21 protein-coding genes are annotated in these 16,239 nt (G+C 55.7%); 20 read left to right on the plus strand and 1 reads right to left on the minus strand.

What is annotated here, in order from left to right; translation table 11 throughout:
• Positions 1 to 1,884: acetyl-CoA decarbonylase/synthase complex subunit alpha/beta (acsB, locus tag BUA65_RS14635; protein ID WP_072870788.1), on the plus strand; the 1,884-nt coding region annotated here is incomplete at its 5' end.
• A 300-nt stretch (positions 1,885 to 2,184) separates the two neighbouring features.
• On the opposite strand, the gene BUA65_RS14640 is transcribed toward acsB, so the two are convergent.
• On the minus strand, positions 2,185 to 3,603 hold the full coding sequence (locus BUA65_RS14640; RefSeq protein WP_072870790.1) for an aspartate aminotransferase family protein: 1,419 nt from the start codon (positions 3,601 to 3,603) through the stop codon (positions 2,185 to 2,187).
• Between the two features lie 293 nt (positions 3,604 to 3,896).
• On the opposite strand from BUA65_RS14640, the gene ylxM reads away from it, so the two are divergent.
• The 19 genes from ylxM (at position 3,897) to nuoK (ending at position 16,228) form a co-directional block, all read left to right on the plus strand.
• A complete protein-coding gene (gene ylxM / locus BUA65_RS14645) occupies positions 3,897 to 4,232 on the plus strand; it encodes a YlxM family DNA-binding protein (protein ID WP_072870791.1) in 336 nt (111 codons plus the stop codon).
• Between the two features lie 4 nt (positions 4,233 to 4,236).
• A complete protein-coding gene (gene ffh / locus BUA65_RS14650; protein ID WP_207543910.1) occupies positions 4,237 to 5,607 on the plus strand; it encodes a signal recognition particle protein in 1,371 nt (456 codons plus the stop codon).
• Between the two features lie 567 nt (positions 5,608 to 6,174).
• Positions 6,175 to 6,441, plus strand: coding sequence for a 30S ribosomal protein S16 (gene rpsP / locus BUA65_RS14655; protein WP_072870793.1), 267 nt, complete (start codon positions 6,175 to 6,177; stop codon positions 6,439 to 6,441).
• A 21-nt stretch (positions 6,442 to 6,462) separates the two neighbouring features.
• The gene (locus tag BUA65_RS14660) at positions 6,463 to 6,690 is read left to right on the plus strand and encodes a KH domain-containing protein (RefSeq protein ID WP_072870794.1); all 228 of its coding nucleotides are present in this window, start codon (positions 6,463 to 6,465) and stop codon (positions 6,688 to 6,690) included.
• 66 nt (positions 6,691 to 6,756) lie between these two features.
• The gene (locus tag BUA65_RS14665; protein WP_072870796.1) at positions 6,757 to 7,188 is read left to right on the plus strand and encodes a YlqD family protein; all 432 of its coding nucleotides are present in this window, start codon (positions 6,757 to 6,759) and stop codon (positions 7,186 to 7,188) included.
• Entirely contained in the window at positions 7,181 to 7,690 is a 510-nt protein-coding gene (gene rimM / locus BUA65_RS14670) for a ribosome maturation factor RimM (protein WP_072870833.1), read from the plus strand. Before BUA65_RS14665 ends, rimM begins: the two co-directional genes overlap by 8 nt.
• Positions 7,691 to 7,704: 14 nt before the next feature.
• Entirely contained in the window at positions 7,705 to 8,463 is a 759-nt protein-coding gene (trmD, locus tag BUA65_RS14675; RefSeq protein WP_072870797.1) for a tRNA (guanosine(37)-N1)-methyltransferase TrmD, read from the plus strand.
• Between the two features lie 112 nt (positions 8,464 to 8,575).
• Positions 8,576 to 8,917, plus strand: a complete 342-nt coding sequence (gene rplS, locus BUA65_RS14680) for a 50S ribosomal protein L19 (RefSeq protein WP_072870799.1) — start codon at positions 8,576 to 8,578, stop codon at positions 8,915 to 8,917.
• Positions 8,918 to 8,989: 72 nt separating this feature from the next.
• A complete protein-coding gene (gene lepB, locus BUA65_RS14685; protein WP_072870801.1) occupies positions 8,990 to 9,556 on the plus strand; it encodes a signal peptidase I in 567 nt (188 codons plus the stop codon).
• 106 nt (positions 9,557 to 9,662) lie between these two features.
• Entirely contained in the window at positions 9,663 to 10,511 is an 849-nt protein-coding gene (ylqF, locus tag BUA65_RS14690; protein ID WP_072870803.1) for a ribosome biogenesis GTPase YlqF, read from the plus strand.
• Between the two features lie 121 nt (positions 10,512 to 10,632).
• Positions 10,633 to 11,238: a ribonuclease HII gene (gene rnhB / locus BUA65_RS14695; protein WP_072870804.1), complete on the plus strand. Its 606-nt coding sequence runs from the start codon at positions 10,633 to 10,635 to the stop codon at positions 11,236 to 11,238.
• A 125-nt stretch (positions 11,239 to 11,363) separates the two neighbouring features.
• Positions 11,364 to 11,720, plus strand: coding sequence for an NADH-quinone oxidoreductase subunit A (locus BUA65_RS14700; protein ID WP_013823193.1), 357 nt, complete (start codon positions 11,364 to 11,366; stop codon positions 11,718 to 11,720).
• Entirely contained in the window at positions 11,711 to 12,250 is a 540-nt protein-coding gene (locus BUA65_RS14705) for an NADH-quinone oxidoreductase subunit B (RefSeq protein WP_114281514.1), read from the plus strand. Before BUA65_RS14700 ends, BUA65_RS14705 begins: the two co-directional genes overlap by 10 nt.
• The gene (locus BUA65_RS14710) at positions 12,243 to 12,701 is read left to right on the plus strand and encodes an NADH-quinone oxidoreductase subunit C (RefSeq protein ID WP_072870808.1); all 459 of its coding nucleotides are present in this window, start codon (positions 12,243 to 12,245) and stop codon (positions 12,699 to 12,701) included. Before BUA65_RS14705 ends, BUA65_RS14710 begins: the two co-directional genes overlap by 8 nt.
• Positions 12,702 to 12,729: 28 nt before the next feature.
• The gene (locus BUA65_RS14715) at positions 12,730 to 13,824 is read left to right on the plus strand and encodes an NADH-quinone oxidoreductase subunit D (RefSeq protein WP_013823190.1); all 1,095 of its coding nucleotides are present in this window, start codon (positions 12,730 to 12,732) and stop codon (positions 13,822 to 13,824) included.
• 25 nt (positions 13,825 to 13,849) lie between these two features.
• The gene (nuoH, locus tag BUA65_RS14720; RefSeq protein ID WP_072870809.1) at positions 13,850 to 14,902 is read left to right on the plus strand and encodes an NADH-quinone oxidoreductase subunit NuoH; all 1,053 of its coding nucleotides are present in this window, start codon (positions 13,850 to 13,852) and stop codon (positions 14,900 to 14,902) included.
• Positions 14,903 to 14,906: 4 nt separating this feature from the next.
• Positions 14,907 to 15,404, plus strand: a complete 498-nt coding sequence (locus BUA65_RS14725) for a NuoI/complex I 23 kDa subunit family protein (protein WP_072870811.1) — start codon at positions 14,907 to 14,909, stop codon at positions 15,402 to 15,404.
• Positions 15,405 to 15,408: 4 nt separating this feature from the next.
• On the plus strand, positions 15,409 to 15,927 hold the full coding sequence (locus tag BUA65_RS14730; RefSeq protein ID WP_072870813.1) for an NADH-quinone oxidoreductase subunit J family protein: 519 nt from the start codon (positions 15,409 to 15,411) through the stop codon (positions 15,925 to 15,927).
• Positions 15,911 to 16,228, plus strand: a complete 318-nt coding sequence (gene nuoK / locus BUA65_RS14735; protein WP_072870814.1) for an NADH-quinone oxidoreductase subunit NuoK — start codon at positions 15,911 to 15,913, stop codon at positions 16,226 to 16,228. The genes BUA65_RS14730 and nuoK overlap by 17 nt, the downstream gene beginning before the upstream one ends.
• Positions 16,229 to 16,239: the final 11 nt, after the last annotated feature.

The raw sequence follows: 16,239 nt of genomic DNA on the forward strand, positions 1-16,239 counted from the left end.
GGCGAAGCCACCTGGTACGCGGCGGACATTATCGAGGCCATTCGCTACCTCCAATATAGCCCGGAAAACCCCCTGCACGTTCCACCCTGGACCGGCTTTATCGGCGACCCGGTGGTACGCCAGTACGGCACCAAGATGGTGGACTGGACTATCCCCGGCGAAGTCCTGATTCTGGGTCGGGCCAGGGACCCCAAAGAACTGGCCCGGGTGGTCAACAAGTTGATGGGCATGGGCTTCATGCTTTTCCTCTGTGACGAGGTTATCGAACAACTGCTGGAGGAAGGGGTAAAACTGGGTGTGGACCTGATTGCCTACCCCCTGGGCAACTTCACTCAGGTGGTCCACTGCGCCAACTACGCCCTGCGGGCCGGCATGATGTTCGGCGGTATCAAGCCGGGTTTAAGGGATGCCCAGAGGGACTACCAGCGCCGGCGGATCCGTGCTTTCGTGCTCTACCTGGGCGAGCACGACATGGTCAAGACGGCCGCCTGCATGGGGGCAATCAACATCGGCATTCCCATTATCACCGACCAGCCCTTGCCTGAAGACAAGCAAATAAAAGACTGGTTTATCTACGAGCCGGACCTGGAAAAAGCCATCCAGCTGGGCATGGAGCTGCGCGAAATCAAGATTACCAGCATAGACATTGATGCACCCATCACCGTCGGCCCGGCTTTCGAGGGTGAGTCCATCCGCAAGAAGGACATGTATGTGGAATTCGGCGGCACCAGGACGCCCAGCTTCGAACTGGTGCGCATGGTCGGCCCGGACGAAGTGGAAGACGGCAAGGTGGAGGTTATTGGTCCCGACATCGACACCGCACAACCGGGAAGCGCCATGCCCCTGGGCATCATCGTGGATGTTTACGGGCGTAAGATGCAGGAAGATTTTGAGCCCGTGCTGGAACGGCGCATCCACTACTTCACCAACTACGGGGAAGGCCTGTGGCACGTGGCCCAGCGGGATATCATGTGGGTGCGCATAAGCAAGGGGGCTTTTGAAAAAGGCTTCCGCTTAAAGCACCTGGGCAATATCCTCTACGCCAAGTTCAAGTCGGAATTTGCCGCGGTGGTGGACCGGGTGCAGGTAACCATTTACACCGACGAGCAAAAGGTTCTGGAGATGCGGGAACTGGCCCGGCAGTACTACAAGAAACGGGACGACCGGCTCAAAGAACTGCGGGATGAAACGGTCGACACCTTCTATTCCTGCACCCTCTGCCAGTCCTTCGCCCCCACCCACGTGTGCATTGTTCCTCCCGAACGGACGGGCCTGTGCGGTGCGGTGAGCTGGCTGGACGCCAAGGCTTCCTATGAAATCAACCCCCACGGGCCAAACCAGCCCATCAAGCTGGAGGGGCTCATAGATCCGGTCAAAGGACAGTGGAAGTCGGTCAACGAATTTGTTCACGCCAACTCCCAGCGGACCATCGAGGTGGTCAACTTCTATACCATCATGGAATATCCCATGACTTCCTGCGGCTGCTTCGAATGCATCCTGGCCATGGTGCCGGAGTGTAACGGCTTTATGGTGGTCAACCGGGAACACGGCGGCATGACCCCCTCGGGGATGACCTTCTCCACCATGGCCGGCACCATTGGCGGCGGTGCCCAGATGCCCGGGTTCATGGGTATCAGTAAGAGCTACCTGGCATCCCGCAAGTTTGTCCCGGCCGACGGCGGCCTAGCCCGGGTGGTGTGGATGCCCAAGGCACTGAAAGACCAGCTGCGGCCGCAACTGGAAGAAGCCGCCGAAGCAGCCGGCCTGGGCAAGGACTTTGTGGATAAGATTGCCGATGAAACCGTGGGTACCAGCGGCGAAGAGATCCTGCCCTTCCTGGAGGAGAAGGGGCATCCGGCCCTGACCCTCCCGCCGCTGCTTTGAGAAGTGGGATGTGGGAAGTGGGATTAAGAAGGGATTGGCCCTTTGGGCCAATCCCGTTAAGAATACCAGTTCTGTGCTTTCGAGTTTCTAACGAGGTTAAGCTCCCTTGGCAGAGCTTTAACCTTCCCCAGGCCTAATGGCCAGGGGATAAATCTCCTTGGCTGTTCCGGCATGGAGCTGGCCCTTCTTCATGCCGGATACCTCCCTTCGAGGGCTTATCATCCCACTACAAATGTTGTGTGCCCGGCGCGTTAAAAAGCCGGGCTCTTTTTTTCAAAGCCCGGCTGTGTGGTGGCCAACCTACTCTTTTTGAGTGAGGGATTTGAAGATGGTTTTTACTCCGGAAGTGGCCATGCTCATAAAGCCCCGGTGTCTTTTGAAGATCTCCTCCAGGGCGGTTACCACCCGGTCGATTTGCTCCCGGGTGACGCAAAGGGGGGGCTCCAGGCGGATCACATTGGGGTTGTTCAGAGTATAGGCAGTAATAATACCGTAGTTATTTAAAAGTTCCCCGGCAACCAGACTGCCCGTATATTCTTCAGCCAGCCTGGTGGCCAGCCCGAAAGTGACCTTTGAGGCCAGGCCGCCGGGTTGATTGAATTCCAGGCCGATCATCAGGCCCCGTCCCCGTACCTCTTTCAGCAGGGGGAAGCGTTCCTGCAGTTCTTTAAGCCGGGCCAGGAAATAAGCGCCCTTTTCCCGGGCCTGTTCCACCAAGTTTTCCTCGTAAATGACCTGGATAGCGGTCAGGGCTGCGGCGCAGGCCATAGCATTGCCCCCGAAGGTAGAAGTATGTAAGAGGGCCTTTTCCATCCCGCCGTAGGCTTTTTTCCAGATTTCGTCCGTGGTGATGTAGGCCCCCACGGGCATCATTCCGCCGCCCAGGGATTTGGCCAGGCACATGATGTCCGGCTCCACATTTTCCGCCTCGCAGGCAAACATGTAACCCGTGCGGCCAAAGCCGGTCTGCACTTCATCGGCAATGAAAAGGGTGCCGTAACGCCGGCAAAGCTCCCGGGCTTTTCTCAGGTAACCCGGCGGAGGCAGGATGATTCCGCCTTCCCCTTGAATTGGTTCTACAATAAAGGCCGCGGCTTCCCGGGACTGGAGGGCACTTTCCAGGGCCTGTAAATCACCGAAGGGTATGGCCCGGCACCGGGGTAAGAGGGGGACAAAGGGTTTTTGATATTTTTCCCGTCCGGTGACTGAAAGAGCCCCCATGGTTTTCCCGTGGAAGGAACCCTGGCAGTAGATGACGCCGCTACGGCCCGTAGCCGCCCGGGCCAGTTTGATTGCTCCTTCCACGGCTTCCGCTCCGCTGTTGCAAAGAAAGGAGCGTTGCAGCTTGCCGGGGGTTATCAGGGCAAGATTGTGGGCCAGGGCGGCGGCAAGAATCCCCAGGGAAGCCTGGAGAATGTTGGGCAATGCCTGGACCCGCTGCAGGGCGGCCAGTACTTTGGGGTGGTTGTGTCCCAGGTTCAGGGCACCATAGCCGCCCAAAAAATCGAGGTATTCCCGGCCCTGGCTGTCCCACACCGAAATGCCCTGCGCCCGCACAAACAGCCTGTCAAAGCTTAGCAGTTCCAGCATGGTGGCCAGGCCGGCGTTGAGGTACTTTTTATGGAAATCCTTAACCTGTGTCCTGTCCAGGGAGAGGGCCTCCTGGAGATCCAAAAGTCCCGCGGGTTGGCCCGCTACAGGTTTGGTGTTTTTCGTCAATTATCTTCACCTCTCACCGGTTATATTAAATAAAAGTAAATATCCAGTAAAACCGTTATGAGGAGGATGCGGCGCTGTCGGCGCGTGACAGCGCCGCATCCAACCGGGTTCACTGAATAATTAGCGGAAAATTGTTGCACGTCATATACAGCCATATTATCACCGCTGGGGATTGCTGTCAAATGCATTCCGCTTGACAGGGCCGTGGGGATTCGCTAAAATTTAGTGTAAAGTGTCTATCCTTTATAGGCTTTACTCCAGTTTTTCAGCTGGGGTCAGCAGGAGGACGGGGCATGGAGAAGCTGGCCTGGATGAACCTCCTTTATGATTTTTACGGGCAGCTGTTGACCCAGCGTCAGCAAAAGTTTGTGGAGCTTTACTACGCCCATGATCTTTCCCTGGGCGAGATTGCCGAACAATTTGGTGTCAGTCGCCAGGCAGTTCACGATGTACTGAAAAGGGCGGAGCACATTCTCACCCGGTATGAGGAAAAACTGGGCCTGGTGGCCAAATTTATGGAGCAGCGGCGCCGGCTGGGCGAAGCCCTGTCGTTGCTGGATGAAAATTGTTCGATGAACGAGGAAACTCTATCGCGGGTACGGGAAATCCTGCGGGCTGTAATGGGGTGAGGTTATGATATTTGCAGGCCTGGCTGAAAAGTTGCAGGAAACCTTCCGCAAGTTAAAAAGTAAGGGCCGGCTTACGGAGGCCGATGTGGACGAGGCTATGAAAGAAGTGCGCCGCGCTCTTCTGGCCGCCGACGTGAATTTCCAGGTGGTAAAAACTTTTGTGGCCCGGGTTAAGGAGCGGGCGGTGGGTCAGGATGTCCTGTCCAGTTTAACCCCGGCGCAGCAGGTTATTAAAATTGTGCGGGATGAGCTGGCCGGTTTGATGGGGGGGACCCAGAGCAAGCTCAACCTGGCCCCCAAGCCGCCCACCGTGGTGATGATGGTGGGGTTGCACGGGGCGGGGAAAACCACCACGGCGGCCAAACTGGCCAACCTGATGCGCAAGCAGGGGCGCCGACCCATGTTGGTGGCGGGCGACGTCTACCGCCCGGCGGCCATCAAACAATTGCAGGTGCTGGGGGAGCAACTGGGCATTCCTGTATTTTCCATGGGGGACCGGCATACCCCGGTGGATATTGCCCGGGCGGCCGTGGAACATGCCGTAAAACAGGGCCGGGACCTGGTGATCATTGATACGGCCGGACGGTTGGAAATAAATGAAGAGATGATGGCCGAGCTGGAGGCCCTCAAAGCTGCCGTGCGTCCCCACGAGATTTTGCTGGTGGTGGATGCCATGACCGGCCAGGTGGCGGTTAATATAGCCGAGACTTTCAATAAACGGCTGGGACTGGACGGGGTGGTGCTTACCAAACTTGATGGTGACACCCGGGGTGGGGCAGCCCTGTCCATCAAGGCCGTTACCAGCTGCCCCATTAAATTTGTAGGGGTGGGTGAAAAGCTGGATGCCCTGGAACCTTTCCACCCCGATCGCATGGCCGACCGGATCCTGGGCATGGGGGATGTACTAACCCTCATTGAAAAGGCCCAGGCCAATTTTGACGCCGAACAGGTTGCCCGGCTGAATAAAAAGATCCGCAGTGCCGATTTTACTCTGGATGATTTCCTGGAGCAGCTCCAGGAAGTGAAGAAGCTGGGGCCCATCCAGCAGATCATCAGCATGATCCCCGGGTTGGGCAATATGAAGAAACTAAAAGAACTGGGGGATATTGACGACAGGGAACTGGTTTATGTGGAAGCCATTATCAAATCCATGACTCCCTGGGAACGGGCCCATCCCCACGAGATCAACGGCAGCCGCCGCCGGCGCATTGCCCGGGGCAGCGGAACTACGGTGCAGAAGGTTAACAGCGTTTTAAAACAGTTTGAACAGACGCGCAAGATGATGCGCCAGCTGGCCGAAATGGGCAAGGGAGGCAAAAAAGGGGGCAAGCTGCCCAGAAACTTATTCCTGGGTAAAGATAACCCCTTATTTTAAGATATATCCCATTCAAGGAGGTGCGCAGCAGTTACCGATAAACCAACAAATATTAACAAAGCATAACAAATGCAAAAATGGTTAAGATGCCGCGAGTGCTCAGAGGAGTAGCCCGAGGCGGTAAGCCGATGACCGGGACAGCAGCGGCATTACCTGGGGAAGGAAAAGGGATGACCCGAAAGGCACCCGGCACTCAACACTCATCGCAACACCCAACTTCTAGGTATTCTTAACCCGGGTGTTGAGTGCCGGGCCGAGTAGGCGACCGCGTTTAGCCGGTATCGTTAAAACCGGTAGGCGCTCTAACAGAGCGGCGTCTGCGGCGGCGAGCACGCCGCCTCTGCTCCAGTCAACCTGCGGGCCTGGGGTACGGGAACGGATAACCGTTCCGTGGGCGCACCGGGTGAGACTCCCGGGCCGAGGTCTCTCTGTCGCTACAGCCCGCTCCCAGGGGCGGGCAAATCCAATCCGGAAAGGAGCGAAAACCTGGTCATGGGGAGGCCGCTTAACAAGGAATGATACAATGTATCAGGAATTGTTAAGTTTTTTGAACCAGGTGAAGTACCTGTGGCCGTTAAGATCAGGTTGAGAAGGATGGGGGCCAAGAAAAATCCCTTCTACCGTATTGTGGTGGCGGATTCCCGTTCCCCCCGGGACGGCCGGTTTGTGGAAGAATTGGGGTATTACGATCCCTTGAAGGATCCGGCTGAAATTAGGATTGACGAAGCCAGGGCACTGAAATGGCTCAAAAACGGTGCCCAGCTTACCGATACCGCCCGGGCGTTGTTCCAGAAAGCCGGGTTGTTAAATAAGCCCGCCGGGGAGAGCCAGTAGTTTAGGGAGGTCTAATGTGTTATGAAGGATGTAGTGGAGATCCTGGCCAAGGCCCTGGTGGATCAACCGGATAAAGTTATCGTTAATATGATTGAAAAGGATAAATCCTGCCTGATTGAACTTAAGGTAGCCCCGGAAGACATGGGCAAGGTAATTGGCAAACAGGGCCGTATTGCCAAGGCCATCCGCACCGTGGCCAAGGCTGCGGCCGCCAGGCAGCGCAAAAAAGTAACCGTGGAGATAGTATAGGGGAGGGAATCTTTACCCTCCCCTGTATATACATGCGTTTTTGCCTGTCGGTGAGGCGATAAACTTATGCATAAATTGACTATAATTTGTCCCGTTTTGGTTAAGGTTAAAGTTACCGAAGGATACAAACAAAAATTAAGCACTGGTATCCAGCAAGCCATCCGCCAGATCGATGTGCAGATGCAGCATCTGGAATTGCAGGCCCGGCGCGTGGTGGCCGAGCTGGAAAAACAAAATCCCCAGGGTGTACCTGCCGCCCGTAAGCAAATTGAACAAGAACGTGCCCGCCGGTTGGAAGCCCGGCAGAAACTGTTGGATAAACTAAAGGAGGTAGCCCGGCTGAATCCGGGGGAAGAGGTAGTTCACGGGCAACTCCAGAGTCTGGTGGAATTAAAAGTCGGAGATAACTTTCAGGAAACTACCGGGATGGAGGTCGTCCTGCAGGATGGTGTGGTCATAGACATCCGGCCAACCGGAGGGAATGCCCTTGATGGTTGATTACATTAACATCGGCAAGATCCTCGCCACCCAGGGTCACCGGGGGGAAGTGCGGGTTCTTCCCCTCACCGATTTTCCCGAGCGCTTTGAACAAATGGATCAGGTGTTTATTTACCACAACGGGGAAAGAAAAACCTATCACATTGAGAAAACCTGGCGTCATAAAGGCTTTATTATCCTCAAGTTCAGGGAAGTGCCGGACATGAATGCGGCCGTGGCCCTGAAAGGGGCCTTCTTGCAGGTAACCACGGAACAGCTGGTTGACCTTCCGGAAGATACGTATTACATTTTCGAGATTATCGATCTGGATGTGTACACCCCGGAGGGGGAATGGTTAGGAAAGGTTACCGATGTATTAACCACCGGTGCCAATGATGTCTATGTGGTGCAGAAGGAGGGCAAACGCCCCCTGCTGATACCGGCATTGAAAAGCGTGGTCCGGAATATTGATCTGGACCGGAAGCGCATGGTGGTGGACCTGCCTCCGGGCTTGCGGGACTAGCGGGTGAACTAAAAATGGTGGTGGATATATTAACCCTTTTCCCGGAAATGTTTGCCGGTCCCTTTGACGCCAGTATTATTAAAAGGGCCCGGGAGAAGGGACTTGTAAAAATCAACCTCATCAACATCAGGGATTTTTCCCGGAATAAACACCGTACCGTGGATGACACCCCTTACGGGGGTGGGGCGGGCATGGTGATGGCCGCGGAACCCCTGTTTGAGGCTATGGACTGGATCCGTACCCGGCAGGGAGATCCCGGCAGGGTTATTTTGCTGTGTCCGGCCGGCCGCCCCTTCAACCAGGAGGTGGCGGCGGAACTGGCCCGGGAGGAACACCTGGTCCTCATCTGTGGTCATTACGAGGGCATTGACGAGCGGGTGGCGGAACACCTGGTCACGGACGAGATCTCCATTGGCGATTATGTGCTCACCGGCGGGGAGCTGCCGGCCATGGTGGTGGTGGATGCCGTATGCCGCTTGATTCCCGGGGTGCTCGGGGAAAGAGCCTCGGCACAGGAAGAGTCCTTCAGTGACGGCCTGCTGGAATATCCCCACTACACCAGGCCCAGGGAATACCGGGGCTACAGAGTACCGGAAGTGCTTTTAAGTGGTCATCACGAAAAAATCCGCCTCTGGCGACGGCGCCAGTCTTTGCTGCGCACCCTGGCCAGCCGTCCTGACTTGCTAGCCAGGGCCTCCCTGACCGAGGAAGACAGGAAAATCCTGGCCTCGGTTTTGGAAGAAATAAAAAGCCTGATTCACCTGATTCAGTAATGCCTTGCTTTGCTGGTAATCGCTGTGCTATAATTTATTTTGTTGATTTACGGACGGTCCGGTGTTGGACTTGATCATATGACCGTCATCCAGCAGGAAAGGGGGGCGTTAAATGAACCTGATTCAATCCCTGGAACAGGAGCAAATGAAAACGGATATTCCCGATTTCCGTCCCGGGGACACCGTAAGGGTGCATGTGAAGGTGGTGGAAGGAAACCGGGAACGGATTCAGGTGTTTGAAGGGGTAGTTATCCGTCGCCGTGGCGGCGGCCTGAGCGAAACCTTTACCGTACGCCGGGTTTCCTACGGAGTGGGAGTAGAGAGGACTTTTCCCCTGCATTCTCCGAGGATTGAAAGCATCGAGGTGGTACGGCGGGGCCATGTTCGCCGGGCCAGGCTTTATTATCTGCGTCAGCTGCGGGGCAAGGCCGCCCGTATTCGGGACAGAAGATAGTTGTTATTCACCCAGGGGACTGCCGCGACAGTCCCTTTTTGGCTTTTACGCCTGCTGGGAGGGAAGCGAGCAATGGAGGATGTGGAACGCGAGACGAATTTGGCCGAAACAGCCCGGCAACCGGAAGGCAAAAAATCCACTTTCGGGGAAATTCTTGAGTCGGTAGTTGTAGCTGTTCTTCTGGCTGCCGTAATCAGGCTTTTTATTTTAGCTCCCTTTTATATACCGTCGGGTTCCATGGAGCCGACCCTGCAAATAGGAGACCGCATCATTGTCAGCAAGCTGGCCTACCGTTTTGGCGAGCCCCAGCGCGGTGATATTGTGGTCTTCAAGTACCCTTTGGACCCCAGCCGGGATTTTGTCAAACGGCTCATTGGTTTGCCCGGAGAAACGGTGGCCCTGCGCAACAACCACCTTTATATTAACGGGCGCCTGGTAACCGAAGATTATTTGCCCCAGGACATCCATTTTGCCGATTTTGGTCCCGTGCAGGTTCCTCCCGGCTATTATTTAATGCTGGGGGACAACCGCAACAACAGCGATGACAGCCGGGTTTGGGGTCCCCTTCCCCGGCAGAATATTGTTGGAAAAGCAATCCTGGTTTACTGGCCCCTCGAGCGTATCGGTTTGTTACACTAAGAGGGTTTAATTTGCCCACAAATCCAATAAATAACTATGAGGTAAAAGCTGTAAACCGTTAAGTATAAATTATGGCTTACTGTTACTTTACGTCCGGTGATAGGATATGTCCATTCAGTGGTACCCCGGCCATATGGCCAGGGCAAAGCGGCTGGTTCAGGAAAACCTGAAACTGGTGGATGTGGTCATTGAACTATTGGATGCCCGGATTCCGGCCAGCAGCCGCAACCCGCTCATCGGTAAAATCGTGGGCGGAAAACCCCACCTGGTGGTTTTGAATAAGGAGGACCTGGCCGACCCGCATTTTACCCGCCTCTGGCTGGACTGGTTTCGTGGCTGTGGTATGCCGGCCCTGGCGGTGGACTCCACCCGCAAAAAAGGTGTGGCGGAAGTTCCCGTGCTGGTGAGGCGCATGGTGGAAGATAAGATAGCTTCCCTGGTTGCCCGCGGCAGGCGACCCCCTCATCCCCGCTGTATGGTGGTGGGTATACCCAACGTGGGCAAATCCTTTTTTATTAACGCCCTGGCGGGCTCCCGGGTTACCCGGACGGGTAACCGCCCCGGCGTTACCAGGGGGGCGCAGTGGATCCGCCTCGCCAGGGAGGTGGAATTGCTGGATACCCCCGGGGTGCTCTGGCCCAAATTTGACGACCCCCGGGTAGGGTTGAAATTGGCCGCCACCGGTGCGGTTAAGGAAGAGGTTTTCGATGTAGAGGAGGTTGCCGCCTGGCTGGCGGATTGGCTGCTGCAATCATATCCCGCTTCTTTAAAGGAGCGCTACCGTCTGGAGGATCCTCCGGATCAAGGTCACCGGGTGCTGGAGCTGATTGGTGCCAAAAGGGGATTGGTGGGACCGGGAGGTGTCGTGGACAGCCACCGGGCCGCCGTTCACCTGTTAAAGGAGTTCCGGGAAGGCCGCCTGGGGCGGTTTACACTGGATGTCCCGCCTGGATAATGAAAAAAAGGCAGCAAAAAATCTTCTCCCCGGGGAGGGATTTGTGTCTAAACCGCGAAAAACTTACTTATATATTGTGTGGAATGAAAATAGCTATAGTTAAAGAAAGGCCTGACTTTCTTTGGACAACCTGGACAACTGGTTCCGCTACGAAGAAGAGCTTTTGCGCCAGGGTTATTCCCTGGTGGCCGGGGTGGATGAAGCCGGGCGGGGCCCCCTGGCCGGCCCGGTGGTGGCGGCGGCCGTGATTCTACCTGGCCGGGTGTTCCTCCCCGGGCTAAACGACTCCAAGAAGATTTCCCCCGGGCGGAGGGAGGACCTGGCTCACCGGATTAAGCAGGTGGCTCTGGATTGGGCCATCGGTATTTCCACTGTAAACGAGATAGAGCTATTAAACATCCATTATGCCTCCCTTTTGGCCATGCGCCGGGCAGTACGGAGTTTGGCGGTGGCGCCGCAGTTCTTGCTCGTAGATGGCCGTTTTCCCCTGAATTTATCTTTGCCCCAGCGGGCCCTGGTGGACGGGGACGCCTCCTGTGCCTCCATTGCCGCGGCATCTATTCTGGCCAAGGTCACCAGGGACCAGCTCATGCAGGTTTGCCACCATCTCTACCCGCAGTACGGCTTTGACCGCCACAAGGGCTATCCCACTTCCGCCCACCGGCAGGCTCTGGTCCGCTGGGGGCCGTGCCCTTTGCACCGGCCCAGCTTCCGGGGAGTGCGGTAGTTACTGCGGGCGGATTAAGTTCCCTGCGCCCGGGAGTTACAGAATTCACAAGTCATTGTTTACCGGGCAATGAAACAGCCCGGTTTGATATGGAGTGAATCTACTGGGAAAGGGGGGAGATAAGGGTGCTTTCGGAATGGACGGGGGTTCTGTTATTTCTCATCGGTGGGCTGCTTGTTGGTGGCGGAGCTATAGTAACCAGTTATTTGATTCACCCGCGTCGTTACCAGGGGCAAAAATATGAGCCCTACGAGTGCGGCGTGGACACCATTGGCCCCACCTGGGTGCAGTTCAAGACAAGCTATTTCCTCTACGCTTTGCTTTTTGTCATTTTCGACGTGGAAACAATTTACCTCTATCCGTGGGCCGTAAAATTCCAGAGCCTGGGGTTGTTTGCTTTTATTGAGATGATCATCTTCCTCTTCATTTTAATTGTGGGCCTCTGGTATGCCTGGAAGGAAGGAGCGTTAGAATGGAAGTGACCAAGGATAACCACCCGGTGGAAAAACTGACAAAGGACCCGGCAGTTGTCGGTGAGGTCAAGCGATTGGTTCATATAGCCCCTTTGGAAAAGCTCCTGAATATTGCCCGGGCCCATTCCCTGTGGCCGCTGGGCTTCGGCCTGGCCTGTTGCGCCATTGAGGCCCTGATGGCTACCAACGCTTCGCGCTTTGATCTCTCCCGCTTCGGATACGAGGTGATGCGCGGGACTCCGCGGCAGGCAGATGTGATGATTGTGGCGGGTACGGTGACCAAAAAGGCAGCCCCCTTTGTGGTGCGGCTCTATGAGCAGATGAGCGAGCCCAAGTGGGTTATTGCCGTAGGCAGCTGTGCCATTTCCGGGGGACCCTTTGTTGACTCCTATTACGTCGTTCCCGGGGTGGATAAGCTTTTGCCGGTGGATGTTTACGTACCCGGCTGCCCTCCCCGGCCCGAGGCAGTCATCGAAGGTTTTTTGATGCTGCGGGACAAAATCAAGAATCCAAAGGTGGTGACACTGCCCCGTGGCTAGTTATGAACCGCCTGTACAGCTGCTGGAAGCGCTGAAGGAAAAATTTCCCGCCCTCGAGGTCGCCGGGGAAGGGGTGCTCCTTGTTTCCACTGCCGATCTCATCCCCGTGATGACCGAATTAAGGGAGAACCCCGACTATGCATTTGATTTTCTGACCAACCTTACGGCAGCTGATTACCCGGACCGCTTTGAGATTGTTTACAACCTGGTTTCCTTGAAGCACAATTACACCCTGATGGTCAAGGTGAAGCTGGAGGACAAGGAAAATCCTGCCGCACCTTCCCTTTGCCCGCTCTGGGGTGGGGCCAAATGGCAGGAACGGGAGGTATACGATTTGATGGGGATCAACTTCACGGGTTATCCCGGCCATCCCACCCGCATCCTCCTGGACGACAGCTTCAAGGGCCACCCCTTGCGCAAGGATTTCCAATGGGAAGGTGGCAGGGAGTAGCCTTCCACGATTTTCGGGAGGTGTGTAAATGAAAACACAAACATACGTGCTCAACATGGGTCCCCAGCATCCCAGTACCCACGGTGTTTTCCGGATCATCCTGGAGCTGGACGGCGAGGTGGTGGTGAAGGCCACTTCCGTTCCCGGCTACCTGCACCGGGGTATTGAAAAGCTGGCGGAAGCCCGGACCTACACCCAGGTAATTCCCTACACCGACCGCATGGACTACCTGGCTTCGATGCTCATGAACTGGGGTTATGTGGCGGCGGTGGAAAAGCTGATGGGTGTCGAAGTTCCCGAGAGGGCTGAGTATATCCGGGTCATTGTGGGTGAGCTTTCCCGCATTGCCAGCCACTTGGTAGCTGTGGGCACCTACAGCGTGGACATCGGCGGGTTCACCGGGTTTCTTTATTGCTTCCGGGACCGGGAGCGGGTGCTGGACCTCCTGGAGATGGTTTCCGGTTCCCGCATGACTTTCAGCTATTTCCGTATTGGTGGCGTAGCCGATGATCTGCCCCCCGAGTTTTTCCCGCCCTTGCAAAAATTCTTAAAAGATCTGCCGTCCCTGTGCGACGAATACGACGGCCTGATTACGGGCAACGAGATCTTCCAGGCCCGAACAAAATACGTCGGGATCATCACCCCCGAGATGGGTATCAATTACAGCCTGAGCGGTCCTGTTTTAAGGGGCAGCGGTATTCCCTACGACCTGCGCAAGGTACGCCCCTACGGCGTATACGACCGCTTTGATTTTGAGGTACCGGTGGGGAAAAACGGGGACTGCTTTGACCGCTTCGTCTGCCGGATTAAAGAAATCCGCCAGTCGGCCCGCATTATCCAGCAGGCGGTGGAGGGCCTGCCCGAAGGTCCTATTATGGCCAAAATACCCAAAGTGATCAAACCCCCCGCCGGGGAGGCCTATGCGGAAATCGAAAGCTCCAAGGGCATCCTGGGTTGCTATGTGGTCAGCGACGGTAGCCCCAAGCCCTACCGGGTGCACTTCCGCCGGCCCTCCTTCATTAACCTGGGCTATCTGGATGAACTGCTGGTAGGTTGGAAGATTGCCGACGTCATAGCCATTCTGGGCAGTCTAGATATAGTTCTGGGCGAAGTTGATTGCTAAAAAATGGAGTTAGGGGAGAAGAGGCATGGGTGAAAATATTTTTACCGGTATTGCCGCGGGCCTGCGAACCTATCTGGCCGGTGCCGGTGTGCCTCCCTTGGCCAGTGAATTTATCGTCATGGTCGTTAAGCTACTGGCAGTTATTATATTTGTTTCCCTCAACGTCGTCTGGCTGGTGTACATGGAACGGAAGGTTGCCGCTTATATCCAGTGCCGGATCGGACCCAACCGGGTTGGACCCAAAGGCCTGCTCCAGACTGTAGCAGACGTGGTGAAACTCCTGGCCAAGGAAATTATTATCCCGCGGCGGGTGGATAAGATCGTCTATCTGGCCGCTCCCGTCCTTGTGTTTGTTCCTCCGATGATGGCCTTTGCCGTCATCCCCTGGGGAGAGGGCATGGCCCCCATTGACCTGAACATCGGCGTTTTTTACGTGCTGGCCGTTGCCTCCCTTTCCACCATCATCTTCTGGATGGGCGGCTGGTCCTCCAACAACAAATACTCCCTGGTGGGCGGCATGCGGGTGGTGGCCCAGATGGTCAGTTACGAGCTGCCCCTGGTGCTTTCCCTGCTGGGAGTGATCATGCTCACCGGCACCCTGAGCATTACCGAAATTGTCAATGCCCAGCGCGGGACGTGGTTTATTTTTGCACAGCCCCTGGCCTTCCTGATTTACTTCATTGCCGGGGTATCCGAGGTCAACCGTACTCCCTTTGACCTGGTGGAAGGCGAGTCGGAGATAATTGCCGGCCCCTATACCGAATACAGCGGTATGGGCTATGCCATGTACATGCTGGCGGAATACGGCAGCATGATGGTCATTTCCTGCATGTGCACCATTATGTTCCTGGGTGGCTGGCTTGCCCCCTTTGGTTGGACTTTTCTGCCTTCCTGGTTCTGGTTCTTCATCAAGGTCTACGCCATGATCTTCATCTTCATGTGGATCCGCTGGACTTACCCCCGTATCCGGGTTGACCAGCTAATGGGGTTTGGATGGAAAGTACTGGTGCCGCTTTCCCTGGCCAACATATTTGTTACCGGTGTGGGTATGTACATCTACCGGGCGATAGGGTGGTGATTGAATGTTCGGACAAGGTCTATTAAAGGGCCTGGCCATCACCTGGAAGGAACTGTTTACCAGGAAGGTTACCGTACAATATCCGGAGGAAAAGGTTCCCCTGCCTGAACGTTATCACGGTCGCTTTGAACTGGATGTGGATAAGTGCATCGCCTGCGGCCTGTGTGCCAACGCCTGTCCCAACAAGGTAATTCAGATTACCAAGGAGAAGGTGGGCAAAAAGCAGTACCTGACCAAGTATGTCATGCGGATCGAATATTGCCTGTTCTGCGGGTTGTGTGTGGAGTCATGCAACAAAGACGCTCTTAAGTTCAGCCATGTAATCAACATGAACCAGTTCTTCCGGGACAAGGTGCGCCTGGTGCTGGTGGATCGTCCTGCTCCTGAAGCTTTACCCGAGGAGGAGCCGGCGGAAGCCGCTGCCGAACGTCCGGCGGGAGCCCGGGCCAAGACCGCCAAGGCGGAAGTGGCCGCCGGCAAGGCTCCTGGCGAGGAGGGTTAATTATATGGAAGGCATTTGGATGACTGCCGCTTTCTACCTGCTGGCCGCCATTATCCTGGGCTCAGCTCTCCTGGTGGTTCTGCTAAAAAATATCGTACATTCAGTGCTCTGGCTGGCGGTATGTTTTGTGGCCATGGCCGGCCTGTTCCTGACCCTGGACGCCGATTTTCTGGCCGCGGTGCAGGTACTGGTGTATGCCGGTGCGGTGTGTATCATGGTGGTCTTCGGTATCATGCTCATCCAGCGCGGCGACATGGGAAGCACCAACCTGTTTAACAACCAAACCAAAGCCGCGGCAGGGGTGGTAGCCCTGGTGCTGGCCGTTTGCGGTTATCTTGCCGCAACTACCCCTTGGGCGAGCCCGGCGGCGGCCGTGCCGGAAAATACCGTGGAAAGCATAGCCGAAATTATGTTGAGCAAGTACGTCATTCCCTTTGAAGTAGCTGCCATTCTCCTGCTGGTGGCCCTGGTGGGAGCCATTTTCCTGGCCAAGGAGGTAAAAGCCGATGCTCGCAACGATTAGCCTCACCCACTACATGGTGCTGTCGGCGCTGCTTTTTGGTATCGGTCTCTTTGGCGTGCTGGCCAAAAAGAATGCCATCGCAGTGCTCATCTGTATTGAGTTGATGCTCAATGCCGTGAACATTAACCTGGTGGCCATCAGCAAGTATATTACCCCCACCCTTTTCATGGGCCAGCTCTTTGCCATTTTCGTAATCACGGTGGCTGCTGCCGAAGTGGGGGTTGGGTTGGCCATCATCATCGCCATCTACCGCAACAGGGTGTCGGTCAACCTGGATGACTTTGACTGGCTTAAGTGGTAGGAAAGGTGGGT

It is taken from the genome of Desulfofundulus thermosubterraneus DSM 16057 (genome assembly GCF_900142025.1).
GTDB lineage: Bacteria > Bacillota > Desulfotomaculia > Desulfotomaculales > Desulfovirgulaceae > Desulfofundulus > Desulfofundulus thermosubterraneus.